Origin of the sequence: Rathayibacter sp. AY1F8, from assembly GCF_002932165.1 — a bacterium.
Taxonomy (GTDB): Bacteria; Actinomycetota; Actinomycetes; order Actinomycetales; family Microbacteriaceae; genus Rathayibacter.
Window position 1 is genome coordinate 196,899 of the sequence record NZ_PSVB01000003.1, and the last position, 25,206, is coordinate 222,104.

Here is a 25,206-nt window from a genome sequence, read left to right on the forward strand (position 1 = left end):
GCGAATGATCCGGGCGCTCTTCTCCGTGAAGGACTTCTCCGGCTCGAGCAACCCCTACATCGAGCTGCTCGTCGGTTCGTTCCCGGCGTCGGTGGAACCGGTCGCGTTCACCTGGCGACGTGCCCTTCTCGGGCGCTACGACGTCTTCCACGTGCACTGGCCGGAGTACCTCTTCCGTGCCCCGCGCGGTCCGCGCCGCTGGCTGAAGTCCGCCCTCGCCTTCGGGCTCATCGCCCGGCTGCTCGCGTCGGGGACGCCGGTCGTCGTGACGATGCACAACCTCCGACCGCACGAATCGGGCAGTGCCGTCGAGACTCTCCTCGCGCGCTGGCTGGACCGGCTCACGGACGTCCGCATCTATCTGAACGAGTCCGACGAGAACGACCTGGACCGGGGAGTCGTCGTCCTGCACGGCGCCTATCCGGAGTCGGCCTCTGTCCCGGGCCCCCGTGAAGCGGGTCGGCGCATCCTGTTCTTCGGGCAGATCCGGCCCTACAAGGGACTCGAGGAGCTGATCGCGGCCTTCAGCGCACTCACCGACGGCGAACTCGTCATCGCCGGCGCGGCCGCTGTCCCCGAGTACGCCGACGAGGTGCGCAGAGCGGTCGGAGCCGACGGTCGCGTCCACCTGCGGCTCGGCCACATCGACGACGCCGAGCTGGACGAGCTCCTGGCAGGCGCGGACCTCGTCACCCTGCCGTACAAGTACCTCTACAACTCCGGAGCCGCGCTGCTCGCCCTCGGCGCACGGAAGACGATCCTGGTCCCGGCGACCGGATCGACGCGGGCCCTCGCCGCGGAGGTCGGGAGCGGCTGGGTGGAGCTGTTCGACGGCCTCGTGTCGCCGGCGGCGTTGGAGGCGGGCCTCGAGCGAGCGCGCCGGCACGGAGAGAGGGAGCGACCCGACCTGTCCAAGCGCGAGCGTTCCCTCGTGGGAGCGCTGCACGGCGCCGTGTACGAGGCGCTCGTCGCTGCAGGCCGAGGTCGAGGACGAGGCGGGAAGGGGAGGAGAGCGGCGACGCTCGCTCGCCTCCGCGCAGACCCCCGCTTCCTCCGGCATTCCGAGCTGAATCGATGAACGAGCCGCAGGGAGTCGAATGAGGCGTTCAGCGCCGAGCCGCCGTTCACGTACCAGGACTACTTCGAGGGGACAGGACGGACCGGGTCGGAGTACACCCTCTTCGATGATCTCGACTCCGCCGTGGCTCACGCGACGCGGATCCGGCTGCACTCCTAGACGCCCGCTGGCTGCGTGGGATCCGGCGCCCCTGCTGGACGCCTTCCCGATCGACCGCTGGCGGCGCTGAGGACGGGCCGTCAGCGCCGCACTCGGCGCGGTGCCGCCAGCACCGCGTCGAGCAGCTGTGCGAGGTCGGCGGCGCGACGGTGCCAGCCGTACTGCTCCGCGTAGACCGAGCCCTCCCGGTTGGGTCCCGACGCCGCAGCCTCCAGCGCGGACCGCAGCCCGTTCTCTGCGCCCGCAGGGTCGTCGTAGAGCCAGACGCCGGGGGCGGAGCGGGCTCGCAGTGCAGGGGAGGCGGACGAGACGATCCTGAGGCCGGCGGCGAGGTACTCGAAGTACTTCATCGGGCTGCGACCCGCGTTGCCCGGGTCGTCCGAGAGCGGGAGCAGCCCGACGCGGGCGCTCTTCAGCAGCGCGGGCGCCCGGGAGTAGGGCACGGCGCCGAGCAGCTCCACGTTCGCGGGCAGCGTCTCCACGTTCTTCGGGAGCGGACCGGCGAGTCGGAAGGGGACGTCAGGGAACGCCGAGGCGAGCATCCGGACTCCTCCCCAGTCGAAGCGGCGGTCGAGCGCCCCGAGGTAGACGACTCCCGCACGCTCGGCACCGAGACCGTGGAACCGCTCGTACTCGACTCCGTTCTCGAGGACCAGCGTGCGCTCCGGCGCGGCCACTCCCTCGGAGACCGCGCGCAGCACCGGCTCCGACGTGGCGACGAGAGCGTCCGCCCGCTCGAGGAGCTCGATCTCCGCCGCCCGCATCCCCGGTTCGAAATGAGCGTCCGTGGGCCGGTAGACGACACGCTTCGGCTGCAGGAGCTCGAGGAGCGGCACGCCCATCAGGGGCTGGTCGACGATGAGGACATCAGGACGCATCGCCCCACTGGGCGCCCGCCAGGGCCGCAGCGGCACCCGCAGAGACGGCGTCCGCATCCGCGCCGGGAGCGATCCCAGTGGGGCGACGGTGAGCGGTTCGGCGTGCACGACGCCCGCCGCGTCCGTGCGTGGACCTCGCAGCGCAAGACCGAAGCGGGCCCGCACGGTGGCGTCCCGCAGGCGCCCCGCGTGCAGGAGCGAGGACGGCGTCGAGACGTGCGTCACCGTGTTCCCGAGGCGCGAGAGCTCGCGAGCCAGGTGGTGGCTCCCCACTCGGAAGACCCCGACCTCGGCGGTGTGGCTCGCGAAGACGATCTTCACGGGCGCCCGACCGGTCCGGAGGCGTCGACGAGGAGGTCGACGAGTCGTCCTCGCTGCATCCGCAGCGCCGACACGGAGTCTCCGACGCGCCTCCAGTAGTCGGACGGGTCCTCCCGCAGTTCAGCGATCTGGTCGCGGATGAGCGAGAGATCGGCGTCGAAGGCGTTGTGCACGAACCGGTCGATCCCGAGGTCGTCGTAGGCACCCCAGCCCTTCCGCTCGTAGCTCAGATGGACACTCGGAACGCCGCTGCGGATGGTCTGGATGCTGCCGTGCAGCCGGACCGAGACCACGACCGCCGGCCGATCCGCGACTCCGCTGCCGACCGCGTCGCGGAGCAGGCGGAAAGGCCCTTCGTGGCCGAGCCGCTCGTAGAACTGCGGATCGTTGTTGCCGCGAGCGGTGGCTTGAGCGAGCAGCTCCGACTCCGGATCGCGCGCGAGGGCGTCGATCCGCGACTCGTAGGCGGCACGTCGCGACCGGCTCGAGGACAGCGCGCGGGCGACGATCCCGACGGGCCCGGGAGCTCCGGCCCGCACGACGGTCCTCGGATCGAACTCGTCGGGGAGGCCCAGAAGGGCCATGTCGGGAGCGCGGTGCACGTTCGCGAGGCCGGACAGCTCCTCGACGGAGCGGTCGTCCCGGGCGAAGACCCCGACGGCGCGGGCCAGTCGCGCCGCGATCACACGGCGGGTCCCGAGATTGAGCGGCCCGATGCTCTGCGGAAGGTAGACGAACGGAACGCGGTCGCCGCGCCGGGGCATCTGGACGAAGTTGGTGCACATCATCTTGACGACTTCGACGGGATTCTTGGTGCGGAGGTAGCCGCCCCCCACGCCGACGACGAGGTCGGACCCGGCGATCGCCCGGGCGTAGCCGGCGCTCCGGCGGCCGGAGAGCAGCGCGACCCCACCGCGTCGCAGCGTCTCGAGGCTGCCGATGCTGCCGGCACGGCCGGTGAGGGGGTGCAGGACACTCTCGTAGAGCTCCTCGTCGAAGCTCGCGGGATCGAGGGCGACGAGCGTGATCTCCGCCGTCGGCAGGGCCGAGAGGACCAGCTCCCGCGCCTCCTCGACGAGCAGGCCGTCGCCGGAGTTGGTGGTGCTGTAGGCGTGGACGATCGTGACCCTCACCGCGCGGCCTCCTCGAAGACGCGAGCATGCGCTGCGATGGAGTCCGACCAGTGGAATCGTCGAGCGTTGATCAGACCCCGGCTCCGCAGGTCGTTGCGGAGGGACGGATCGGCGACGATCTCGCGCATGTGATCGGCGATCGCCGTCGCGCCGATGTCGGTGAGCGTCAGCGCCGCGCCGCCCGCCACCTCGGCGAGCGACCCGCGATCGCTGCAGATGACGGGAACGCCGCACGCCATGGCCTCGACGACCGGGAAGCCGAAGCCCTCGTAGGTGGAGGGGAAGCAGAAGGCGAGCGCTCCCCGGAGCAGCGGGACGAGCGCCTCATCCGGTACGCGGCCGAGGTGGCGCACGCCGCGGGTTCCGCGGACCGCCTCGAGGATCGCGTCGCTCTCCCACGCCGGAGCGCCGGACACCAGGAGCGGCACCCCCGTCTCGTCGAAGACCTTCGAGGCGGCTCGGCACAGCTCGATGATGTTCTTGCGGGGGTCGAGGTTGCCCGCGTAGAGGAAGTACGGGCCGTCGATCCCCAGCTCGTCGAGCGCGACGGAGTCCTGGTCGGTGGAGCGGGTGTTGAACGTGTCGTGGTCGATCCCGTGCGGGATGGTGACGATCTTCCCGGCGGCGTCGGGTGCGACAGTCGCGATGTCCCGGGCGGAGGAATCGGAGACCGTGATGATCGTGGTCGAGAGTGCTGCGAGACGCGCGACGCGCAGGCGCCACAACCGGTCGGAGCTCCGGCTGCGCACATCGTCCACGTGGAGTGTCGCCAGCCCGTGGATCGTGCCGACGATCGGGAGGCGGCTCGGAACCAGCGGCCCCGTGTCCGCGGGGAAGTGGAGGACGTCGATCCCGGAGGGGCGGAGCCTCGGCAGTACGAGTCCCTCATAGGCGCCGTAGACGGCGCTGCGGGCTCGGCCCCCCTCGATCGGAGGTCGGGACAGCACGTGCTGCACGCCGTGTCCGGCGAGCCCGCTGTAGACGGTGCGGGCGTAGCGGGTGTTGCCGCCGACCTGTCTGTCGAGGACACGGGCGGAGACGAGCACTGTCGTCATGGCTTCCTCCTCCGAGGGGCGGTCGGCAGCAGGCCGAGGTAGAGCCGCTCGAGCATCTGCGACTGGTGCTGCACGGTGTTCAGGGCGAGGGCGTGCTCGGCGGCGGCGACGAGACGGGAACGGGCCGCCGGGTCCTCCAGATCGCCCCAGTACGACGCCACGTCGTGGGGGGAGTGCGCGACCAGGGGCAGGCCGAGGCGATCGAAGGCGGGGATGTCCCGCACGACGAGGGCCAGCCCCATGCCGTGCGCCTCCAGAACGGCCATCGGCATCCCCTCCCACTGCGCGCTGTGCAGGTACACGTCGGCATCGCCCAGTCGGCGGAGCGCCTCGTCGCGGCTGAGCCAGCCGGTGACGTGGACGCCGGCCTGGTCGAGGGCGGTGCGGTGACGCCCCTCGCCTCCGCCGATCCACGTCGCGTCGACGGAATGGCCGGCGGCGCGCACGGCCTCCACGGCCTCGGCGAAGAATCGGGGATCCTTGTGCGTCGAGAGCCGACCGGCGCCGACGAGGCGGAGAGGCCTCGGCCCGCCGGGGCGAGTGGCGGGCGGGAGCGAGGCGGGCACCGAGTTGGGGACGTGCACGACCTCCGCCCGGCTGAACGGCCACCGGCTCAGACGGGCCTCGCGAGCTGAGCAGGCGGCGAACACGGTGGTGTTGAAGGCGAGGACGCCCTCGAAGACCCGGAACGCCGCCCGGGCGGGCAGCGGGAGGTCTCGGCGCTCGAAGCCGTAGCAGTGCGGCGTGTAGACGATCGGACGTCGCCGGCCCGCCCGGACCGCGAGGCGCGCGTACGCTCCGCCGAAGCTGGAGTGCGCGTGCACGACAGCGCCCGGCATTCCGGCCAGAACCGTTCGCAGAGCGCGGACTCGGGCGACGTGCCCTGTCGGCAGCGCCGTCACACCTGCGAACGACGCGAAGGCGCTCTCCGGTACCGGAGAGTCCTCCCGCGGTGAATACACGAGCCTGTGCTGGAAGGCGGGCGTGGCCGCTACGTAGTCGCTGATCGCCGACGCGGTACCTGCGCCGAAGCTCTCCGTCACGTGCACGATCGTGCGCTCGCCTTCGCGCCAGTCCTCAGCGAGTGTGGATCCGCTTGTCAACCGTTCGCGCCCTTCCGGCTTGGCCGAGCCGTGGAAGGCTCCGGTCCCTGTCGATGACCATCGGACAGGATCCCTCACCGACCACGCGGTCCGTCGGCATGACTCCGTGAGCGATCCTATGTGCTCCCGGCCGACGGTATGAGGTCGAAAGGGGACCACATCCGGGGGACCGGGACCGTGGTTAGTCTGTAGTCCTACAGAGCTGAACGGAGCTGCTGCAGGAGACGATCGATGATCGATCACGTCGGAGATGAGGCGCGCGATGGCTCGAGGGGGCGCTGCGACCGCGACGACGCGAGAGGGCGCGGCGCGTCTGGATGTCGTCCAGCGGCTTCTGTTCCTCGCAATCGTCTTCATGCCGTTCCAGCAGGCGCTCACCATTCAGGTCGGCTCTCCGCTGAAGATCACCGAGATCGCCGTCATCCTGGCCATCGGCTTCTCCGTGATCACCGTCCAGAAGGACCGGTACACGCCGGTGGGACGGGAGATCGTGCTGGGGCTCGGTGCGCTGGTCGTTCTGGCGACGATCTGGGCATTCCTGTTCAAGCAACCCGAGGTTCCAGCCGCCTACGGCTATGACCTGGGCTTCACCAACGACATGATCCTCTACTGCGGATACGCTCTGCTGGCCCTCGTGGTCTGGTGGTACGTCGGCCACCGACTGGGATTCCAGGACATGGAGCGGGCTCTCTCGATCGCCGTCCGCCTCGCTTTCGTCTTCTGCGCGATCCAGCTGGCCCTCCACCTCGCCGGGGTCCCGCTGCCCGCTCTCCTCAACTCGACGATTCAGATGGGGGCGACCTTCGGCGTCAGCCTGCCGAGGAACGGCCCGTTCCTCGAGGGGAACTACCTCGGTTTCTTCGCCGGGATCGCGCTGTTCGCCTGCCTGCGCCGTCGCGACCGCATCGGAATCGCCGCCGCCGTCGCCTGCCTCGTCTACTCGCAGTCGACGTCGGCACTGATCGCGACCGTCTCTGCGGCGGTCCTCACGGCGACGCTCCGCCCCCAGCGGGGAGTGGGAGTGCAGATCTTCAGCGTCGGCGCGCTGGGCGCGGTGATCGTCCTGCTCGTTCCCGCCCTGCAGCGCTTCGTCCTCGCGCAGCTCTCGAAGCTCGGACTGGGCACAGGCGCCGTCGACGTCGGCACCCGCTCGCTGAACGTCCGATCCCAGTCGTCGAGCACGGGCTTCACCATGGCCGCGGACAATCCGCTGTTCGGAGTCGGACCCGGCCGGTTCGGCGTGTGGAGGACCGACTACTCCCAGGCGGTGGTGGGGCTCACCTCGAACGGCGCCTCTCGCGGTCTCGCGAACAACGTCTACGCCCAGCTCGCTGCCGAGACCGGAGTGATCGCCCTGGCCCTCTTCGCCGTCCTCCTCGTGATGCTGATCGTGCGGGGATATCGGCGCAACGGGACGGCACTGGGTCTGGGGGTCTTCCTCGCCGTCGCTCTGGCCTCCGCCCCCGCGTGGACCGCCTTGACCGTGTGGATCGCGCTGGCGTACGCCGCATCGCTCGCCTCCGAGCCGCTGCCGGCGACGACCTCGATCGCCCGGTCCGGCCTCGACTCGGAGCGACGGGCAGCGGCGGTGTCGCGATCCATGGCGGTGCGTCCGGCGCCGTCCACCGGTCGGCACCGGCAGTTGTCGGATCGACGGTGAGCTCCGCACCCGCGACGACCGAGCTCTCCCTCGATGATGCGGTACACCTCGCACACGCCCTCACCGCGCACCTCTCCTCCACGCACGGGCTCCGCACCCTGTTCATCAAGGGGCCCACCGCCCATGCACAGGGCATCCGCACGAGACGCGTGTCCAGCGATGTCGACGTGCTCGTCCACCCGGCGGACGTCCAGCGCCTCGTCGACCTGCTGGCCGAGCGCGGATGGATCCCCCGGCCCGACCGCCCGGCCCCGCGCGCGTACCCGGTGCACTCCGTGACCCTGTTCCATCCGCAGTGGACCTGCGACATCGACGTGCACGACCGCTACCCCGGATTCTTCGCAGAGCCGGAGGAGGTCCTCGACGTGCTGTGGACGTCGCACCGGACCGTGACGATCGCGCACAGGAGGGTCGCTGTGCCCTCCCCGGTCGCGGGCGCGGTCGTCGTCGCGCTCCACGCGCTGAAGGATCCCCTCCTGGCTCGGAGCACGTCCGAGCTCGAGTCGGTCATCGGGTTCCTCAGGGGCGCGAGCGAATCGGACCGGGAGGCGCTGCTCCTGCTCGTCGAGAGCACCCGCAGCGCCTACCCCCTCCGCCCGGTGCTCCACGCCCTCGGGCTGGACGTGCCGGACGACCTGGCCGTGCACGAGCGCCGGTTGTGGGATCTGCGGGTGGCCGGAACGGGGCGGTCCAGCTATCACTGGGCGCTCGCCTTCGTCGAGGCCACAGGGAAGCGGCGCATCGTGCTGATCGTGTCCGCGCTGACGACCGTGATCGGTCTCACACGCCGGGCGCGCCGGAGGGCTGCGGAGACGGGGATGGTCCGCTTCGATCGGCCGTCGTTGTCAGATCTGCGGGCGTTCCTCGGGCTCGTGCGCTCGCTCGCCGCCGACCGTCGACGCCGTCGCCGAGAGAATGCGACCCACTCGTGACCACCGTCGATCCGGGAGCTCTGGATCACGCCGTGTGGGCGCGATCCGATCAGCTGGCCTTCGTCGAGGACGACGCGCAGGCGGTGCTGCTGAACCTGTTGTCGCCGTTTCCCGTGCCCCTCGTGCTGAAGGGCACGGCGCACGCGATCTGGAGAAGGCTCGAGCATCCGTCCACGACCGTCGAGATCCTCGCGGGGCTCGCCGACGAGTTCGGCGTCCCCCGAGAGGTCCTCGAGGAGGACGTGCTCAGTTTCCTCCTGGAGCTGAGCACAGCAGACGTGGTCCACAGGCTGCCCTCGCGCTGAAGGTGAGACATCGTGCAGCAGTGTGCGCCGTGCGGGGGGTGTGAACGGCGGTCGTGACGGCGGCCTTTCCTCCGTACTGTTCGGGAATGGGAGCATCATCGCGGGATCGAGGACGACGGGCGCTACTGAGCCTGACGGCGGCAGCGGGCGCGGGCGCCGTGACGGCGGTGGCGACGGCCCCCCCGGCGACAGCGGCCAACGCCTTCCCGGACGCACGGCTGGACGGCTTCCGGGACTCGACCGAGTTCCCGGGAGCGACTGCTGAGCAGCGGCTCCGGGCCGCTCTCGACGCGGCTCACGCCCTCACGACCGAGTCCTTCCTCGTCGTCTCCGAGCCCGTCGTGCTGACAGCACCCTTGACGATCGACCTCTCGCGTGTGTCGATGGAGTTCGCCGGAGGCGATGTCGATGCGACGGCGGTGTCGGGATCTGCGCTCGTCCTCACCGCCTCCGAGGCCTCCGACGATGCGCCGCACACGCGCGTGAGCCTGCGCGGACTGCGCCTCACGGGTCCCGGCCGAGCGGCTCCTGGATCCGTCGGCCTCGAGCTGTCCTCGGCGACAGGCGTCCGAGGCGCAGGACTGTACGGAGTGGAGATCATCGGATTCGAGACGGGTGTCCGGTTCGGTCCCGGCGCCGAGCATCTGCGCCTCTTCCACGTGGCCGTGGAGGAGTGCGGCACGGGCGTCCTGGTCGCCGGCACTGCCCCAGGGTCGAATCTCGCGATGGTCGGCGGTTCTGTGCGCTCGTGCACGACGGGACTGTCCTCCGCGTCGACCAGTGGCGAACTGCACACGACGTCGCTGGCCATCAGCGGATGCGATCGCGCGGTCGAGGCTTCAGGGGGTGCCGTCACGCTGCACGCTGCGACCGTCCGCCTGACCCCGGCGAGCACGGTCAGCGCGTTCTCCACCGCTGCGACGACGACGGCCAGGATCAGCATCAACGGCGGCACGGTCTCCGCCGCCGCCCCGCTGGCGGCGGCCACAGTCTTCGAGACGGCTCACAGGAGCTGGGGAGGCGGGATCGTCGTGACGAGCACCTCCTTCCGCAACGTCGCTCCGGCATCGGGCTACCTCGTCGGAGGGACCGGCCTCGTCCGGTTGGCGGACGTCTCGATCCTGGACGAGCCCTCCGTCGTGCCGACCTCGGTTCTCGTCCACCGCGCCGCGAACCGGCTCGTCGATGGAGCCTTCGATCTGGGCACGGTCGCGGACGCGTACCTGGACACTCCGGACGCCACCTCTCGGAGTGCGAGCCCGTCGGCCACGCTCGCCGTCGCGTCAGGGCGGCTCCTGGTCCGGAAGACAGGCACCGGACAGACGAGTCTCTCGTTCGATGTGCTCAGCAGACCCGGGCAGGTCTACGCCGCCGACCTCGTCATCGGACAGGCCGCTGCGAACGGGTCGATGATCGTCTCGGAGTCCTTCGTCACCGTCTCCGGTCGTGACGCCCGCGGCATCCCTGTCACCGTCCGCTCGGAGCCCGTCTCCTCGACGACGCAGTCGATGGCGGCGATGGCCGCGGCACTCCCGTTCCGGGTAAGACCCGCGACCGGCGTGGATCGCCAGGCGCCGTCCTGGGCGTCGCATTTCCGCGTGACCGTCGGCCTGAACGACCCCGCCGCGGGAACGGTCGGCATCGACGACGCGGTCGTCACCGAGATGTGAGGACCGGCCGCTCGCGCGGTGGCCCGATGCGTCAGTGGGCGCCGCCTCCGGGGGCGACGACGGCCTGCACGGTTCTCGCGAGCAGCGCGAGGTCCCCGGTGAACGACCAGTTCTCCACGTAGTAGAGATCCAGTCGGATGGCGTCCTCCCAGGAGAGCGTCGACCGCCCGCTGACCTGCCAGAGCCCGGTCATGCCCGGCTTGACGTTGAGGCGCCGGCGCGCGGCCTCGTCGTAGAGCTCGACTTCTCCCGCCACCTGCGGCCGCGGCCCGACGAGCGACATGTCGCCTCTCAGCACGTTGAAGAGCTGAGGGACCTCGTCGATCGAGTACTTGCGCATGAAGCGTCCGATCGGTGTGATGCGAGGGTCGTCGGTGATCTTGAACAGTGGTGTTCCGGACGTTCCCTGAGCGGCGAGCAGCTCGGCGAGCTGATCATGAGCGTTCACCACCATCGAGCGGAACTTGATCATGCCGAAGGGCTTGCCGTTGATGCCGATCCGCGTCTGGCGATAGAACAGGGGCCCCGAGCTCGTCAGCTTGACGGCCAGTGCGACCGAGGCGATGAGAGGCATCAGCACGGCGATGAGGCTCAGCGATCCGACGATGTCGAGGGCACGCTTGCGCGCCTGCTTGCTGCCCTCGAATCGAGGTGTCTCGATGTGCACGAGAGGAAGGCCCGCCACCGGGCGCATGTGGATCCTCGGTCCGCTGATGTCGGTGAGGCTCGGCGCCATGACCAGGTGCTGGCGCCTCGGCTCGAGACTCCAGCTCAACTGTCGGATCTGCTCGGGTGGCAGGTGGTCGCTGCTCGTGATGATGACGGTATCGGCGCCGGTCCGGTTCAGGATGCCCGGCACCGCATCCACCGTGATGTTCTCGAAGACAGGCACCCCCCACCCGCTCACCCGATCGCTGGCCAGATCCTCGGGGATGCACACGCCGACAACGAGATACCCGGCCCCGGGGGCGCGGACGAGCTCGCGGTAGATGTGCTCGACGCTCCGTGGCGAGCCGACGAGGACGACGGAGGAGGAGTACCGGCCCGCGCTCCGCTGCTGCCGCAGCCACACCCTCCAGGCTCCGCGTCCGAGCCAGAGCAGGACGAGGCCGAGCGGGAGCGCGGTGATGATGTACCCGCGGGCGAAGCCGATCTGGCCGAGGTAGGCGACGCACGTGATCACGGCGAACAGCAGGAGCGTCGCATCGAGGATGCGCTTGTACTCCGTCACCTCTCCGCCGAGGACACGGTCTTCGCGTGTGGCGTAGAACTTCAACAGGGCGGCCCACAGCACCACGATCATCGAGGAGACGATCCAGTAGTTCGCGAGCAGGCCCGCGATCTCCGGCTGATGGCCGGCCACGAACAATTCTCGGCTCTCCACTCCGAACCAGAAGAACTGACTGCTGAAGACCGAGAACACGATGACGAGGACATCGGTGATGACGAGTTTTCTGGCCACTGCTCGGGACCAGGAGCTCCGGCCCTTCTCGGAGGAAGAGCTCTTCGTGGAAGTGGGTGTTTGCAGTTTCACCGTGTGAGCCCTGTCTGCGACTGACCGCTGTTCTCTCGCATAAGCGACCTGCCCTCAGCGTAGTGGTCGGGCGTCGTGCTCCTCCGTCCTGAGCGAAGCTCCGCGCAAAGGCCCCTCCTAGGGGATGCTCTCGGCTATTCCGACTATTCCCCGACGATGAGGACGCGCTCGGACCTCCGTTGTGCGCCGTCGACGACCGCTCGGACGTCGGCGGCGGAGACGTCCCGAGCACGGGGAGTCGAGGTGGTTCGGCGGGTCGGATCCGTCGGGCGGCTCAGGTCTCTCGGCTCGCGCGGTCGGCGCTCGTGCGTCCGGTGCTGATGCGGTGTCGCGGCGTCCCGCCGCTGTCGATGGGGCGTGACGCGCAACGGCAGGAGAAGACTCGGGAGAGGCGCCGCGAGAGCTCGCGAGGGGAGACCGGCGGACGATCGTCGGGCACCGACGGCGGGCACGTCGTCGCCGGCAGGGACGAGCAGGACGCTTCCGCTGCCGGAAACGACGACGGCACACTCGTGCTCATCGAGACGGACAGGTGCTGCGCCGGAGTGCTCCTGGGCGTGGAGCCGAGATCGGCGCATGCGTCTGCGGTCATCGGCTCCGGCCACGGCCGCGGCCAGGCGCCCGTGGTCGGGCGCTCCGGGGGCGAGTGCCACGCCGGCGGACGATCCTGCCTCGACGGGGAGCTGCTCGGAGCCGATGACGAGCCGTGTCACGGCTTCCCGGGGCGCTTCCGCTCTCCGTTCAGGACGTCGCGGATCGCTCGGGTCGTGTCGGGTTCGGGCCGGTGAGCGCGACCGGGGATCGAGGCCCTGTCCCCGTCCGCCCGAGCCGGTCGTCCTGTGAGCGAGGCATCCGCTCGCACGAGCGGGTCCGGTGACGTCCTCCCTCGGTGATCGAGGGGAGGACGTCACCGGACCCGCGAGTCCTGCTCGGGGGGCGCGCCGTCGTCAGGGCGCCCCCTGGTGATCAGCTCAGCCGCAGAGTGCCGCGCCTGCCACGTAGAACGCGCGGATGCCGATGTTCGGCGTCGAGGCCGACGCCACGCTGGTGACGTTCGTGATCGTGACGACGGGGCTGCCGGTGCTGTTGCTGTCCCATGTCCCGGGGTTGCTCAACGGGGTGCGGTAGTACTGGTTGTTGTCGCCGATCACGTTGATCCAGTTGCCGCCGATCTCGACTCCGAGGTCCTTCGCCGTGCGTCCGGCCGGAAGTGCGGTGAGCTGGGTGCCGTCCTGGTCGAACACAGCGGCCGTCGTCGCGAAGATGCGACGCGTCGCGCCGAAGACCTGGGTGTCGGCGGCGACCTGACGCAGCCCGGTGACTGTGGCGAGGACCTGCGTCCACGGCGACCAAGACGCTCCGGCCTCGATGGTCTTCGTCGCCTCCCATGCCGTCCCGTCGGTCGCGACGAGCGACACCCGCCACAGGCTGTCGTCGCTGAACGACACGGCGATGTCGAGGACAGTGCGGCCTCCGGGCGCGGCCGCGAGCGCGACGCCGTCCCAGTCGTACACCGTGCTGCCGCTGGCCGAGAACAGGCGGGCTCCGCGGTCGCCGCCGGCGATGATCAGACCGTCATCCGCCGCGATGCTGGTCATGCCGATGCGGATGGGGGTCGTCGTGTCCCACTCGTAGAAGCCGCCGGAGGGGGCGGTGTGCGAGTAGACGTCGCCGTCCTGGGAGACGACGTAGCTCAGGTAGGTCGCAGACGCAGCCGTGTCACCGACGCCGGTCCACGCGACTGCGAAATCGACCACAGTGGTGACAGCTTCCGGCATCTCGGACTCGACATTGTTGCGACGTCCGCGGAAGGTCGAGGTGCGGGTGCCGCTGGTGCCGTTCACGATCGCTGCGGTGGTCGCATCGGCCACGGGAACGGTCGGCTGGGCCGGATTCACCACGCCTGCTGTCGTGGCCGTGATGGTGCCCGTCTGGCTGACTCCGGCGGTGGCGAAACGCAGACCGTTGAAGCCCTCCAGGAGGAGGCTTCCGCCGGCACCCGTGAACAGCGTGCGAGGTGTGGCCGTGCCGTCGTACCAGCGCAGCGCGGTCGGCAGAGTCACCGTCACCGCGATGCCTGCGGCGGCCGGAACTCCGGAATCGCTCACCTGGAGGTAGGCGTTGAACGGGTTGCAGCTGCTCGTCGTGTAGGAAGTAGTGGCATCGCCACCCTCCTGGTCGACGAAAGCGACCGTGCGCACGGTCACCGGGGCCGATGCGGCGGCGAGCGGCGCACCGATCGCCGCGACGACGACGGGAGTGGTCCATGCGGCCGCCTGCAGGACGGTCCGGCGGCCGGGAACCGCATTGCGAGCCGGAACGGGCGAATCAGAAGGGGACGTGTTCGACATAATATGCCTCTCTGGTTGGACGAATGGCCTGCGGATCTTCAACGAACGACCTGAGCCGTAGACGGCAGACGTTCCCTCGGAAGATCCACTGCTCATGTCGCAGCGTCCCGAGAGTTTTTCCGCGACGATTGATTTCGCGAGAGGGCTGTCCTTCCCGCGGCAGGCCTGAGACTACTGCACACCAAGTAATTCCACGCAACGGGGTTCGACGATCTCGAGACAGATGAGAGAGGCTCCGAAACGGCGGCGGAACGACTATCCGCCTCACTCCGAGGTCGCCCTGTTCTGCCGCAAGAGAGATGATCGATCGACAGGTGAGGCGCAGAGCCGTCTCCCGCTTGTGTTCCTTCTCTCTCCTGGCGGATCGATCGGGCCGTGAGTCCGGCCGGATGAGGCGCTCCGGTGTCGGCTGCCCGGATGCGTCTCCCCGCTCGCTTTCCCGCCCGAGGAACCCCTACAAGGCCGATCGGAGGATGGCCTCTACGGCCTTCGTGATTCCGTCACCAGGCGCGCACGGGCAGGACCGCCTCCCGAGGGCGTCCTCCTCGTTCAGGTGCAGCGTCTCCGTCGGCTGCACGGCCTCGTCGTGATCCGACTGATCGGCCTCACCTCGGCCGGGCGCGGGCTCGTTCGCGGATCCCCGGCGGCGAGAGGAGGATCGCCGGCGCATCCGCAGTCGCTCATCGACCCATCAGGACGTCCGCTCCGTTCCGGCTCCTCCGACGCTGCCGTCGCGTCGTCCGACCTCGGCGCCGGAGCGGCGGCGACGGGCGCCGCTCCGATGGGACTCGGGTCGGGTCCGGTGAGCGGGCGCGTTCCGCCTCCGGCGCAGTCGGGTGCGGGAGGATGATCGGATGGACGACACGGCGGTACGGCGGCTCCTCGAGGGGCTCGCGGGGGCGGAGGCGAGCTTCCCGTTCGGCCCGGGCACGCGGGTGTGGAAGGTCGCCGGGAAGGTCTTCGCGCTCGAGTCGGAGCGCTTCGAGCGCCCCGTCGTGAGCGTCAAGGCGCTGCCCGAGAACGTGGTGCACCTCGTCGCGGGGGTCGAGGGCATCGAGCCCGGGTACCACCTGAACAAGAAGCACTGGGTGACCGTCGATGCGGGCGGGGCGGTGGAGTCCGGGCTGGTGCTGGAGCTGATCGAGGAGTCCCACGCGATCGTCGTCGCCGGACTGCCCAAGCGGCTCCGGCTCGCCCTCGGCGGCACCGCCGCCGGCTCGCTGAACGAGGACCGCTGAACGCCGCCCGCCCGGCGCCGCCCTGCCGCAGCGCCCCCGCCGCGGCAGAGGCTCGCGGGGCGCGGCCTACAGGCCGTAGGAGCGGAGGTACGCGGCGGTGTCGTGCCAGCCCTCGACGGCGAAGCACTCGACGCCCATCGCCTTGACGGGGTAGTCGTTGCCGTCCGGGTCGAGGCGGTCGCCGACGAAGATCATGTCGTCGAGAGGGATGCCCGTCAGCTCGGTGAGCTTGTTCATCCCGTACGCCTTGTCGATGCCCTTCCGGGTGATGTCGACCGACGTCGAGCCGCCGGAGCGGACCTCGAGGTCGGGGAGCACGGCCTGCACGTTCTCACGGAGGGTGTTCTTCTTCTCGCCGTCCGGGTCCCAGGCCTGCTTGACCTCGACGGGCGCGGACTGGCCGAGGGCCGAGAAGGTGATCTGCGAGTCGCGGTCCTCGAGGATCGGGCCCCAGGTCTCGGACTCCCAGTAGCCGAGCTCCTTCGCCTTCTCCTCGACGGCGGCGAGCGCGCGCGACTTCTCGTCCTCGGTGAGGTTCTCGGCGTAGATCTGCGCCCAGTCGCCGTTCTCGTACCGGTAGTACTGCGTGCCGCAGGTGGGCATGAGGTGCAGCTTCGCGAGCACCTCGGGGTCGGCGCCCTCGAGGCGGTCGAGCACCTGCATCCGGAACTGGCCGATCTGGCCGCCCGAGATGATGCACACCTCGGTGGCCTGGAGCAGCTTCACGAAGAGGTCGGCCATCGCCGGGTCGACGGGGGACTTCGAGGCGGCGAGGGTGTCGTCGAGGTCGAAGGCCATCAGGCGGGGCAGGGTGCTCATGGAACTCGTTTCACGGTCTGCGGACGGGGCGGTAACGAGGATACGGGGCGCCGCCGGAACGCGCGCGCGGTCGGCGCGAGCGGGCTCCGAGCGCAGACTGGGGGGCATGACCGCCGCCACAGCGCCCGACGGAGGACGCCGCTCCGTTCTGCGCACTCTCGCCCGCATCCTCCTGGGCCTGCTGCTCGTCACGGCCGGCACGGCGCACCTGACCGTCGCGCGTCAGGCCTTCCAGGCGCAGGTCCCGCCGTGGCTGCCGGCCGACCCGGACCTGGTGGTCGTCGCGTCGGGCGTCGTCGAGATCGCGCTCGGGCTCGCGCTCGTCGTGCTCGTGCGGTGGCGCGTGATCGTGGGAGTCGTGGTGGCCGCGTTCTTCGTCGCGGTCTTCCCGGGGAACATCTCGCAGCTGGTGACGCGGACGCCGGCGTTCGGCCTCGAGACGGACGCGGCGCGCGCGGTGCGGCTCGTCTTCCAGCCCCTGCTGGTGGTCTGGGCGCTCTGGTCGACCGGGGCGTTCTCGGCCTGGCGGGCCCGCCGGTCGCGACGCCGCGGGGACTGAGCCGCCGGTCCGCGGCCCGATCGTCCCGCGATCCTCCGGAACGGCGAACGGCGGCCGGCGGGAGACCCCGCCGACCGCCGCCCGTGCCCTGCTCGGCTAGGCCGCGAGGCGGCGTCGCGCGACGACCAGCGCGAGACCCGACAGCAGCAGCACGAGGGCTCCGCCGATCAGGCCGGCCGCGTCGGCGCCGGTGTTCGCGAGCGAGCCCGGGCCGGAGCCTCCCGCGACGGGGGCCGCCGTGGTGGTGGGGTGCGGCGACGGAGCTGTGGTGGGCTGCTCCGTCGGGGTGCCGGGCTCGGTCGGCGCCGGGGTGACCGGGACCTCGGCGGCGGGCTCCGTCGTCAGCGACCAGTTGGGGTCGTAGAAGTCGGCCTGGTCGATCACGCCGCGGGCGGTCGACCAGTCGATGAGGAGCTGGCGGATCTCGAGACGCTCGTCGTAGACGAGCGGTGCCTGCGCGACGGCCGGGTAGGCGCCTCCGCCGCTCTGGCGGTAGTTGTTGACCGCCATCACGAAGCGATCGTCGTCGGCGACCGGGGTGCCGTCGGCGTGGGCGAGACCGCGGATCCGCGAGCCGGCGGGCTGGGAGACGTCGATCACGTAGTCCAGGCCCGAGATCGCGTCGTAGTTGTAGTCCGGGATGCCGTCGGGGCGGTCCTCGGTCGTCGCGTTGGTGCCGGTCTCGGGGTCGAACACGGCGCCCTCGGCGGTCTGCACGAAGTAGCGGGCCGAGAACTCGAGGTAGTCGCGCACCTCGGCTCCGGTCAGCTCCACTCCGCGGAGGGTGTTCTCGTAGATGTACAGGCCCGCGATGTCGCGGATGCTGACCTGCCCCTTCGGGAAGACGGCGGTGCGCGAGAACGGCGACGCCTGCGAGATCACCGGCAGGTCGGCCCACTCGGTGCCCTCGAGCGCCGACTCGACGGTCTCGGCCTGGACGGTGTTGATGAAGTCGATGATCGGGGTGTCCTCGTAGCGCGAGGTCGCGGCCGAGAGCTCCTCGACCGAGTCGGCGACGGGGGTGTTCACGTACTCGATCGTGGCGGCGCGCTGCTCGGCGAGGGCGTCGACCAGTGCGGGCGACTCCTCGGCGATGTCCTTCGCGTAGACGGGCTGCGTGACGGGTGCGTTCCCGGCCGACCAGTCGACCTCGAGGCCGCCCGCGGCGTCCGGCACCAGGTTCAGGGTGACCTCGGTGAGGCCCTGCGCCCAGAACTCGGGCTGGGTGACCAGCACCTGCTCGCCGGCGACGTTGGTGAACAGCGTCTGCGGCAGGTCCTTGTGGCTGTGGCCGGCGACGACCACGTCGATGCCGGGGACCTGCGTCGCGATGTTGTTGACGACGTCCTCGTTGAGGTCGGCCGGGTCGTACTCGGCGTCCGGCACCGTGCCCTGGCCGGTGTGCGCGAGGACGACGACCACGTCCGCCTGCTCCTGCAAGATCGGGACCCACTGCTTCGCGGCGGCGACCATGTCCTGGAACTCGAGGACGCCGTCGACGTACTGCTTGTCCCAGACGCGGACGCCGGGGGTGACGAGGCCGAGGACGCCGACGGTGACCGTCTTCCCGTCGATCTCGCGCTCGATCAGCGTGTAGGGGTCGTGGTACGGCTTGCCGGTGGCGACGTCGACGACGTTCGCGCCCAGCAGCGGGGCGTTCAGGTCGCCCTCGTACGCGCTGAGCATGTCGAGCCCGTAGTTGTACTCGTGGTTGCCGACGACCTGCGCGTCGTAGCCGATGGTGTTGAACGCGGTGGCCATCGGGTGCGTCGTCTCGCCGGAGAGGACGCCCGCGGCGCCGTCGCCGAGGCCGTAGTAGTAGGTGAGCGGCGTGCCCTGGATCGCGTCGCCGTTGTCCATGACGAGCACGGACTCCTCGCCCTTCTCGGCGCGGAGGCGGTCGACCTCGGTCGCGACGCGGGTGAGGCCGAGCGCACCGTCGGCCGGGTACGGCGCGTTCGCGAAGTAGTCCCAGTCGTAGACGTGCCCGTGCGTGTCGGTCGTCGACACCAGGGTGAGCTCGACGCCGTCGTCGAGAGGGGCGGCCGAGGCGATCGGAGCGGCGGTGGCGGCTCCGAGTGCGACGACGGCGAGGAGGCTTGCGGCGCGGAGTCTGCGCATCGTGGTCCTGTTCGCGTGATGAGTGGAGTGTGAACGTCCTCGAATCTATGCGCCGCGTGTGAACTGCGCATGACGGGATCGAGAGCATTGCTCGGCGATGCGTCCGCGGTGCCGGCCCGGAGCCGGTCGAGTCCGCGGGGCCGACCCCGAGCGCTGGAGCCGTCCTCCGGCCCCTCCGCTAGAATCGAGCGGCTGGTCGCGCGGAGGCGGCACGACTGCCGCGCCGCACCGGCCCACCCCCGCCCCTCCCGTCGAGAAGGACACGCCATGCCAGCAATCGTCATCACCGGCGCCCAGTGGGGCGACGAGGGCAAGGGACGCGCCACCGACCTCCTCGGCAGCCGCGTCGACTACGTCGTGAAGTTCAACGGCGGCAACAACGCCGGGCACACCGTCGTGGTGGGCGACGAGAAGTACGCCCTGCACCTGCTCCCCTCCGGCATCCTCACCCCGGGCGTCGTCCCGGTCATCGCGAACGGCGTCGTCGTCGACATCGAGGTGCTGTTCCACGAGCTCGAGGCGCTGAGCGCGCGCGGCGTCGACGTGTCGAAGCTGCTCGTCAGCGCCAACGCGCACGTCATCACCAGCTACCACCGCACCCTCGACAAGGTGACGGAGCGCTTCCTCGGCAAGCGCCAGATCGGCACCACCGGCCGCGGCATCGGCCCGGCGTACGCCGACAAGATCAACCGCGTCGGCATCCGCATCCAGGACCTCTTCGACGAGAACATCCTCCGCCAGAAGGTCGAGGGCGCCCTCGACCAGAAGAACCACCTGCTGGTGAAGGTCTACAACCGCCGCGCGATCCTGGTCGAGCAGGTGCTGGAGGACCTGCTGCAGTACACCGAGCGCCTCCGCCCGATGGTCGCCGACACGTCGCTCGTCCTCTCGCAGGCGCTCGACGCGGGCAAAACGGTGCTGTTCGAGGCCGGCCAGGCCACGATGCTCGACGTCGACCACGGCACCTACCCGTTCGTCACCTCCTCCAACGCGACCTCGGGAGGAGCGGCCACCGGCTCCGGAGTCGCACCGAACCGCATCGACCGCGTCATCGCGGTCATCAAGGCGTACACGACCCGCGTCGGCGCCGGCCCGTTCCCGACCGAGCTCTTCGACGAGTGGGGCGAGTACCTCCGCCGGCAGGGCTTCGAATTCGGCACCACGACAGGCCGCCCGCGCCGCTGCGGCTGGTACGACGCCCCGATCGCCCGCTACTCGGCGCGGATCAACGGGGTCACCGACTTCGTCCTCACCAAGCTCGACGTGCTCTCGGGCCTCGAGACCATCCCCGTCTGCGTCGCCTACGACGTCGACGGCGTGCGCCACGACGAGGTCCCGGTCTCGCAGAGCGACTTCCACCACGCGAAGCCGATCTACGAGGAGTTCCCCGGCTGGCAGGAGGACATCTCCGGCTGCCGCGAGTTCTCGGACCTGCCGCAGACCGCGCAGGACTACGTGCGCGCGCTCGAGGCGATGAGCGGCGCCCGGTTCTCGGCGATCGGCGTCGGGCCGGAGCGCGAGCAGGTCGTCGTGCTGCACGACCTGCTCGACTAGAAGCGGCGAGGAGCCGGGTCGGGCAGACCTCTCGGAGGCGGCCGACGTGGTCACAACGGAGGAAGAACGTCGGGGACCTCGCGGAGTGACGCGGATCCCGGGCCCTCTCGACGAATCCTTCCTCCGGTGTGGACACGACCGCCGCCGAGCGCGCCGGATAATCGGCGCATGCAGATCTACGCCGACCTCCCGGCCGTCCGCGCGCGGCAGATCCTGGCCGACGCCCTCGCTCTCGGCGTGGCCGTCGTGGCGATCGCCGCGGGGATCGCGGTCGGCTCGCTGATCGCCGGCCTGGCCGAGATCGGCCGGCGGCTCGAGAGCGCCGGCAGCGGCTTCGGCTCGACCATGAGCGACGCCGGGACCACCCTCGGCGGCATCCCCCTGCTCGGCGACGCCGTGCGCGCGCCGTTCGACGAGGCGAGCGGGGCCGGCTCCGTGCTGGCCGCCGCCGGACGCGACCAGCAGCAGCTCGCGAGCGCCCTGGCCGTGGTCGCCGGGCTCGCCGTCGGGGGCCTCCCGCTCCTGCTCCTGGCCGTGCTCTGGCTCCGGCCCCGGCTCCGCTTCGCCCGCCGGACCGCCGAGCTGCGCGCCCTCGGCTCGACCGGCGGCGGCACCGAGCTGCTGGCCCTGCGCGCGCTCACCCAGGCGTCCCCCCGCGACATCCTCGCCGCGCACCCGGACGCCGCCGCGGGCTGGCGGACCGGCGACCCCGCCGTCACCGCCGCGCTGGCGGCCCTCGCCCTCCGCCGGGCGGGACTCCGGCCCCGCTGACCCCGCAGGACCATCGCGGGTCCGCCGGAGGGATGATGCCGCGAGCCACTGCGGACGACGCCGGCGACACGGGTGCCTCCGTAGCGTCGAGGACATGCAGAACCAGACCTCCTCCGTCGTGGCGCGCGTCGAGGGCGTGCGCAAGCTCTACGGCAGCACGCCGCCCGTCGTCGCCCTCGACGACGTCACGCTCTCGATCGAGCGGGGCGAGTTCACCGCGGTGATGGGCCCCAGCGGATCCGGCAAGTCGACGCTCATGCACGTCCTCGCCGGCCTCGACACCGCCTCCTCCGGCCGCGTGTTCCTCGGGGACGCCGAGATCACCTCGATGAGCGACGCCGAGCTGACCGTGCTCCGCCGCCGCAGCGTCGGCTTCGTCTTCCAGGCCTTCAACCTCGTCCCCACGCTCGACGTGCGCGGCAACATCCGCCTCCCGTTCGAGCTCGACGGCCGCTCCGTGACCGGCGACGAGGAGCAGTGGATCGCCCGGCTGATCGAGTCCCTCGGGCTCCGCGAGCGCCTCACGCACCGGCCCCACGAGCTCTCGGGCGGGCAGCAGCAGCGTGTGGCGATCGCCCGCGCCCTCGCCACCCGGCCGCAGCTGATCTTCGCCGACGAGCCCACCGGCAACCTGGACTCGCGCACCGGCCGCGAGGTCCTCAGCCTGCTCCGGGCCTCCACCCGCGAGTACGGCCAGTCGATCGCCATGGTCACCCACGACCCGATCGCGGCGGCCTACGCCGACCGCATCGTCTTCCTCCGCGACGGGGCCGTCGTCGACGACCGCCGCGGGATGAGCGCCGAGGAGATCTCGCGCGCGATGCTCACGATGGAGGGCGCGGCGTGAGCGGCGTGCGCACGGGCTCGAGCCAGGGCGGGGGCGCCATCGTCACCGTCGCCGCACTCGCCGCGGCGTTCGGCGCCGTGCTGGTGCAGGTCATCGCCGACATGGTCGCGGCCTTCGCGGCAGCGGGGATCGACGGCATCGGCCAGGTCGCCCTCATGCTCGGGATGGTCGGCGCCGTCTTCTTCGGCATCGCGGTGTTCGTGGGCGGGATCGTCACGGCCAATGCGGTCTCGACCGTCATCGCCGGGCGCACCCGCGAGATCGCCCTGCTCCGCCTGCTCGGCGCCTCCGGCCGGTCGCTGCGCAGCGGGATCGTCCGCACGGGCCTCCTGCAGGGGCTCCTCGGAGCGGCGATCGGCCTGGTCGCCGGCGTCGCTCTCGTGGCGCTCGCCGCGGAGCTCGCCATCCGGAGCGGCACACTGCCCCGCTTCGACTACCCGCTCGTCTCGCCCGGCCTCGTGCTGCCGCTGATCGCCGTGGTCGCCTCGACGGTCATCGCCTCGTGGTCCGGATCGCGCCGCGTGCTCGCGGTCGCGCCGTCGCAGGCCGCCGGATCCTCCGCCGAGCCCCGCTACGAGGAGCTGCGCGGCCGCACCGCCCGCAACGTCACGGCGATCGTCTTCGTCGTGGTCGGCGCGCTGCTGCTCGCCGCCGGTGTCGTCCTCGGACTCGCCAACCCCGGCGGCGTCCTCCTCGGGCTCGTCGGAGGCATGGCGTCCTTCACCGGCGTGATCCTCGGGGCGCCCGTCCTGCTCCCTCCGCTCACGGCCCTCGTGGGCCGCGCCTTCGGCCGGGGCCCCGTCGCCCGCCTGGCGTCCGCCAACGCCGTCCGCAATCCGGCACGCAGCGCTCGGGCTGTGATCGGACTGGTCATCGGAGTGTCGCTGGTCACGATGTTCGCGGTCGCCGCCGCCACCTTCGGCACGATCATGGAGCGCTCGGGTGAGACGAATCCCGAGGTGATCGCGGCGTTCGAGCAGTTCATCCAGGTGAGCACCGCGGTGATGAGCGTCCTGCTCGGCTTCTCGGTCGTGCTGGCCGCCGTCGGCATGGTCAACACGCTGTCGCTCAGCGTGCTGCAGCGCCGGCGCGAGCTGGGCCTGCTCCGCGCGCTCGGCTTCACCGGCTCGCAGGTGCGGTCGATGGTGGTGCTCGAGGCGGCGCAGATGATCATCGCTGCCGCGGTGCTCGGCATCGTGCTCGGGATCGTCTACGGCTGGTGCGGCGCGATCTCGGTGTTCGGCTCGCTGCCGGGCATCGGACTGATCCCGCCGACCGTCCCGGTGCCGATCCTGGTGGCGGTGCTCGTGGTCGGTGTCGTGATCACGGTCGTCTCGGCCGTGCTGCCCGCCCGCCGCGCCACGAAGGTGTCACCGGTCGCCGCTCTCGCCGTGGCCTGAGAGCCGGCACCACGCCGAACCCGCGGCCTGAGGATCGGCGCCCTCACACCACCGAGAACCCCGCGGCGAGGGGCTCCCGCCCGCTCAGCGCGAGCAGGAGCTCCTCGCCGCGTCCGGCTCGAGCGGCCAGCCCACCGGTCAGCGCGATGCACGCCTCGACGGCCTCGGCGGGCAGCACGTGCGGGATCCCGGTGGCCCGCGAGAGGTCGAGCGTGTGCACGACCAGCTCGAGCAGCCGGGTCCGGAGGTACTCGTCCAGCTCGATCGCGTGGCCGCCCACGGCGACGAGGCGGCCGGGACGCTGGGCGGCGACCAGCTCGACCGCGCGGCCCGCCGCCTCCGCCAGCGCCTGAGCCGGCCTGTCGCCGAGCAGCAGCCCCGCCTCGACCCCGCGTCGCGCCACCGCCGCGGGGTCGGCGACGTTCCCGGCCAGCGCGGCGTAGTAGTCGAGCGCGTCCTCGATGGTCGGCTCGGGCGGCTCCGGAGCGAGGAGGTACGCCTCGACCGTCAGCACCGCTCGCGACGCATGGCCCGCGAGGCCGCGGACGTCCCAGACACCGAGCCCCGGCTGCTCCCACTGGTCCTCCCGCACCTGCGCGAGCAGGCCGATGAGGGCGGCGGCGGCGGACTCGAACAGCGCGGCGGTGCTCATGGAGCCATGCTGGCACGGTGCCCCACACTGATCGCATGAGCAGTCCCCGCCGCCCCGGTCCCGTCACGCTCGTCGGCCGCTCGATCGTCCTCGAGCCGCTCGCCGCCGAGCACGTCGAGCCGCTCGGGCGGGCGATCGGGCGTCCGGAAGTGTTCGCCGGCGGCTACGGAGGAGGACCCGCCGGCCTCCCCGGCACCCCGGAGGAGTTCCGCGCCTTCGTCGACCGCTACTACCCCTGGGGCACGGGCCTGCCGTTCGCTGTGCTGCAGGAGGGGCGCGTCGTCGGCACGACCTCGCTGGCCGACTTCGACGAGACGCGCGAGGCGGCCCACCTCGGCTGGACGGCCTACGCGCCCGAGACGTGGGGCACCGTCGTGAACCCGGAGGCGAAGCGGCTGGTGCTCGGGCTCGCCTTCGACAGCGGCTACGAGCGGGTGAAGCTCCAGGCGGATGCGGTGAACGCGCGCTCGCGGGCCGCGATCCTCCGCCTCGGCGCCGTGTTCGAGGGGGTGCTCCGCCACGACCAGCGGCGGGCCGACGGCTCGTGGCGCGACACGGCCGTCCACTCGATCCTCGCGGCCGAGTGGCCGGCCGTCCGCGACGCGCTCGACCGCCGGATCGACGCGGCGCTAGCGCTCCCTCCCTCGACCGCGCAACCGCTGACCGGGCGGCCGCCCGAGGAGTAGGAAGGAGGCATGGAACGCATCCACTACGCCGGCAGCTCCGTGCTGACGGGTACCGCCATCGCGCGGTCGCTGCTGGCCTACGCGGAGGCGCTGGCGCTCACCAAGGGGTCGATCACGGTCGACATCCCGATCCGCCAGGAGTCCGGCCGGCCCGGACGGGCGGCGCTGCTGATCGGACCGGCGAGCCAGCTGTTCTCGGAGTCCGAGGACGACGGAGCCGAGGAGCTGCTCGACGAGGAGCTCGTCGAGCGCTTCACCCGCGAGACGGCCCGCCTGGGCGTCTCACACCCCGTGGCCGAGGAGGACGGCGGCGCCGGGCCCCTCTCCGCCGTCGACACCGAGATCCCGCACTTCCACGGCGAGGACGACTCCTGGTGAGC

The 25,206-nt window shown here is 71.1% G+C and carries 22 protein-coding genes; 13 read left to right on the forward strand and 9 right to left on the reverse strand.

What is annotated here, in order from left to right; genetic code table 11:
* Nucleotides 1–4: 4 nt before the first annotated feature.
* A complete protein-coding gene (locus C5C35_RS04160; RefSeq protein WP_104262617.1) occupies nt 5–1,078 on the forward strand; it encodes a glycosyltransferase in 1,074 nt (357 codons plus the stop codon).
* Nucleotides 1,079–1,317: 239 nt separating this feature from the next.
* On the opposite strand, the gene C5C35_RS04165 is transcribed toward C5C35_RS04160, so the two are convergent.
* The 4 genes from C5C35_RS04165 to C5C35_RS04180 are packed head-to-tail and all read right to left on the reverse strand — an operon-like array spanning nt 1,318 to nt 6,108.
* Nucleotides 1,318–2,436: a glycosyltransferase gene (locus C5C35_RS04165; protein WP_104262618.1), complete on the reverse strand. Its 1,119-nt coding sequence runs from the start codon at nt 2,434–2,436 to the stop codon at nt 1,318–1,320.
* The gene (locus C5C35_RS04170; protein ID WP_181134111.1) at nt 2,433–3,569 is read right to left on the reverse strand and encodes a polysaccharide pyruvyl transferase family protein; all 1,137 of its coding nucleotides are present in this window, start codon (nt 3,567–3,569) and stop codon (nt 2,433–2,435) included. Before C5C35_RS04170 ends, C5C35_RS04165 begins: the two co-directional genes overlap by 4 nt.
* Nucleotides 3,566–4,624 (reverse strand): glycosyltransferase family 1 protein, encoded by a 1,059-nt coding sequence (locus tag C5C35_RS04175; protein WP_104262620.1) that lies wholly within the window; start codon nt 4,622–4,624, stop codon nt 3,566–3,568. Before C5C35_RS04175 ends, C5C35_RS04170 begins: the two co-directional genes overlap by 4 nt.
* A complete protein-coding gene (locus tag C5C35_RS04180) occupies nt 4,621–6,108 on the reverse strand; it encodes a glycosyltransferase family 4 protein (protein ID WP_104262652.1) in 1,488 nt (495 codons plus the stop codon). Before C5C35_RS04180 ends, C5C35_RS04175 begins: the two co-directional genes overlap by 4 nt.
* Here C5C35_RS04180 and C5C35_RS04185 point away from each other — a divergent pair.
* The 4 genes from C5C35_RS04185 (at nt 6,083) to C5C35_RS04200 (ending at nt 10,294) form a co-directional block, all read left to right on the forward strand.
* Complete coding sequence (locus C5C35_RS04185) at nt 6,083–7,387, forward strand: O-antigen ligase (protein WP_181134110.1); 1,305 nt, start codon at nt 6,083–6,085, stop codon at nt 7,385–7,387. The genes C5C35_RS04180 and C5C35_RS04185 overlap by 26 nt on opposite strands.
* Entirely contained in the window at nt 7,384–8,319 is a 936-nt protein-coding gene (locus C5C35_RS16895) for a nucleotidyltransferase family protein (RefSeq protein WP_181127690.1), read from the forward strand. Before C5C35_RS04185 ends, C5C35_RS16895 begins: the two co-directional genes overlap by 4 nt.
* The gene (locus C5C35_RS16900) at nt 8,316–8,624 is read left to right on the forward strand and encodes a PqqD family protein (protein WP_181027179.1); all 309 of its coding nucleotides are present in this window, start codon (nt 8,316–8,318) and stop codon (nt 8,622–8,624) included. The genes C5C35_RS16895 and C5C35_RS16900 overlap by 4 nt, the downstream gene beginning before the upstream one ends.
* Nucleotides 8,625–8,791: 167 nt before the next feature.
* Complete coding sequence (locus tag C5C35_RS04200; RefSeq protein ID WP_146078929.1) at nt 8,792–10,294, forward strand: hypothetical protein; 1,503 nt, start codon at nt 8,792–8,794, stop codon at nt 10,292–10,294.
* A 31-nt stretch (nt 10,295–10,325) separates the two neighbouring features.
* Here C5C35_RS04200 and C5C35_RS04205 read toward each other — a convergent pair whose 3' ends face one another.
* Together C5C35_RS04205 and C5C35_RS04215 are read right to left on the reverse strand one after the other, a co-directional pair.
* A complete protein-coding gene (locus tag C5C35_RS04205) occupies nt 10,326–11,756 on the reverse strand; it encodes a sugar transferase (protein ID WP_258059309.1) in 1,431 nt (476 codons plus the stop codon).
* A gap of 1,043 nt (nt 11,757–12,799) precedes the next feature.
* Nucleotides 12,800–14,179 carry a hypothetical protein gene (locus tag C5C35_RS04215; protein ID WP_146078822.1) on the reverse strand — a complete coding sequence of 460 codons (1,380 nt, stop codon included), beginning with the start codon at nt 14,177–14,179 and terminating at the stop codon, nt 12,800–12,802.
* Nucleotides 14,180–15,033: 854 nt separating this feature from the next.
* Here C5C35_RS04215 and C5C35_RS04220 point away from each other — a divergent pair.
* Complete coding sequence (locus tag C5C35_RS04220; protein WP_104222787.1) at nt 15,034–15,417, forward strand: MmcQ/YjbR family DNA-binding protein; 384 nt, start codon at nt 15,034–15,036, stop codon at nt 15,415–15,417.
* A 66-nt stretch (nt 15,418–15,483) separates the two neighbouring features.
* Here C5C35_RS04220 and C5C35_RS04225 read toward each other — a convergent pair whose 3' ends face one another.
* The gene (locus C5C35_RS04225) at nt 15,484–16,236 is read right to left on the reverse strand and encodes an HAD-IIB family hydrolase (RefSeq protein WP_104225711.1); all 753 of its coding nucleotides are present in this window, start codon (nt 16,234–16,236) and stop codon (nt 15,484–15,486) included.
* 106 nt (nt 16,237–16,342) lie between these two features.
* Between C5C35_RS04225 and C5C35_RS04230 the strand changes: the two genes are divergently transcribed.
* On the forward strand, nt 16,343–16,795 hold the full coding sequence (locus C5C35_RS04230; RefSeq protein WP_104225710.1) for a DoxX family membrane protein: 453 nt from the start codon (nt 16,343–16,345) through the stop codon (nt 16,793–16,795).
* Nucleotides 16,796–16,891: 96 nt separating this feature from the next.
* On the opposite strand, the gene C5C35_RS04235 is transcribed toward C5C35_RS04230, so the two are convergent.
* Nucleotides 16,892–18,916: a bifunctional UDP-sugar hydrolase/5'-nucleotidase gene (locus tag C5C35_RS04235; protein WP_104262623.1), complete on the reverse strand. Its 2,025-nt coding sequence runs from the start codon at nt 18,914–18,916 to the stop codon at nt 16,892–16,894.
* A gap of 267 nt (nt 18,917–19,183) precedes the next feature.
* Here C5C35_RS04235 and C5C35_RS04240 point away from each other — a divergent pair, with 267 nt between their 5' ends.
* The 4 genes from C5C35_RS04240 (at nt 19,184) to C5C35_RS04255 (ending at nt 23,488) form a co-directional block, all read left to right on the forward strand.
* Nucleotides 19,184–20,470, forward strand: coding sequence for an adenylosuccinate synthase (locus C5C35_RS04240; RefSeq protein WP_104250676.1), 1,287 nt, complete (start codon nt 19,184–19,186; stop codon nt 20,468–20,470).
* Nucleotides 20,471–20,638: 168 nt separating this feature from the next.
* Nucleotides 20,639–21,241, forward strand: a complete 603-nt coding sequence (locus tag C5C35_RS04245; protein ID WP_104234281.1) for a hypothetical protein — start codon at nt 20,639–20,641, stop codon at nt 21,239–21,241.
* 94 nt (nt 21,242–21,335) lie between these two features.
* Complete coding sequence (locus C5C35_RS04250) at nt 21,336–22,088, forward strand: ABC transporter ATP-binding protein (RefSeq protein WP_104222781.1); 753 nt, start codon at nt 21,336–21,338, stop codon at nt 22,086–22,088.
* Entirely contained in the window at nt 22,085–23,488 is a 1,404-nt protein-coding gene (locus C5C35_RS04255) for an FtsX-like permease family protein (RefSeq protein WP_258063296.1), read from the forward strand. Before C5C35_RS04250 ends, C5C35_RS04255 begins: the two co-directional genes overlap by 4 nt.
* A 43-nt stretch (nt 23,489–23,531) precedes the next feature.
* Here the strand turns inward: C5C35_RS04255 and C5C35_RS04260 are convergent, their stop codons facing one another.
* Entirely contained in the window at nt 23,532–24,140 is a 609-nt protein-coding gene (locus C5C35_RS04260) for a maleylpyruvate isomerase N-terminal domain-containing protein (protein ID WP_104261168.1), read from the reverse strand.
* A gap of 35 nt (nt 24,141–24,175) precedes the next feature.
* Between C5C35_RS04260 and C5C35_RS04265 the strand changes: the two genes are divergently transcribed.
* The gene (locus C5C35_RS04265) at nt 24,176–24,826 is read left to right on the forward strand and encodes a GNAT family N-acetyltransferase (protein WP_104258044.1); all 651 of its coding nucleotides are present in this window, start codon (nt 24,176–24,178) and stop codon (nt 24,824–24,826) included.
* Between the two features lie 9 nt (nt 24,827–24,835).
* The gene (locus C5C35_RS04270; RefSeq protein WP_104222777.1) at nt 24,836–25,204 is read left to right on the forward strand and encodes a hypothetical protein; all 369 of its coding nucleotides are present in this window, start codon (nt 24,836–24,838) and stop codon (nt 25,202–25,204) included.
* Nucleotides 25,205–25,206 lie beyond the last annotated feature (2 nt).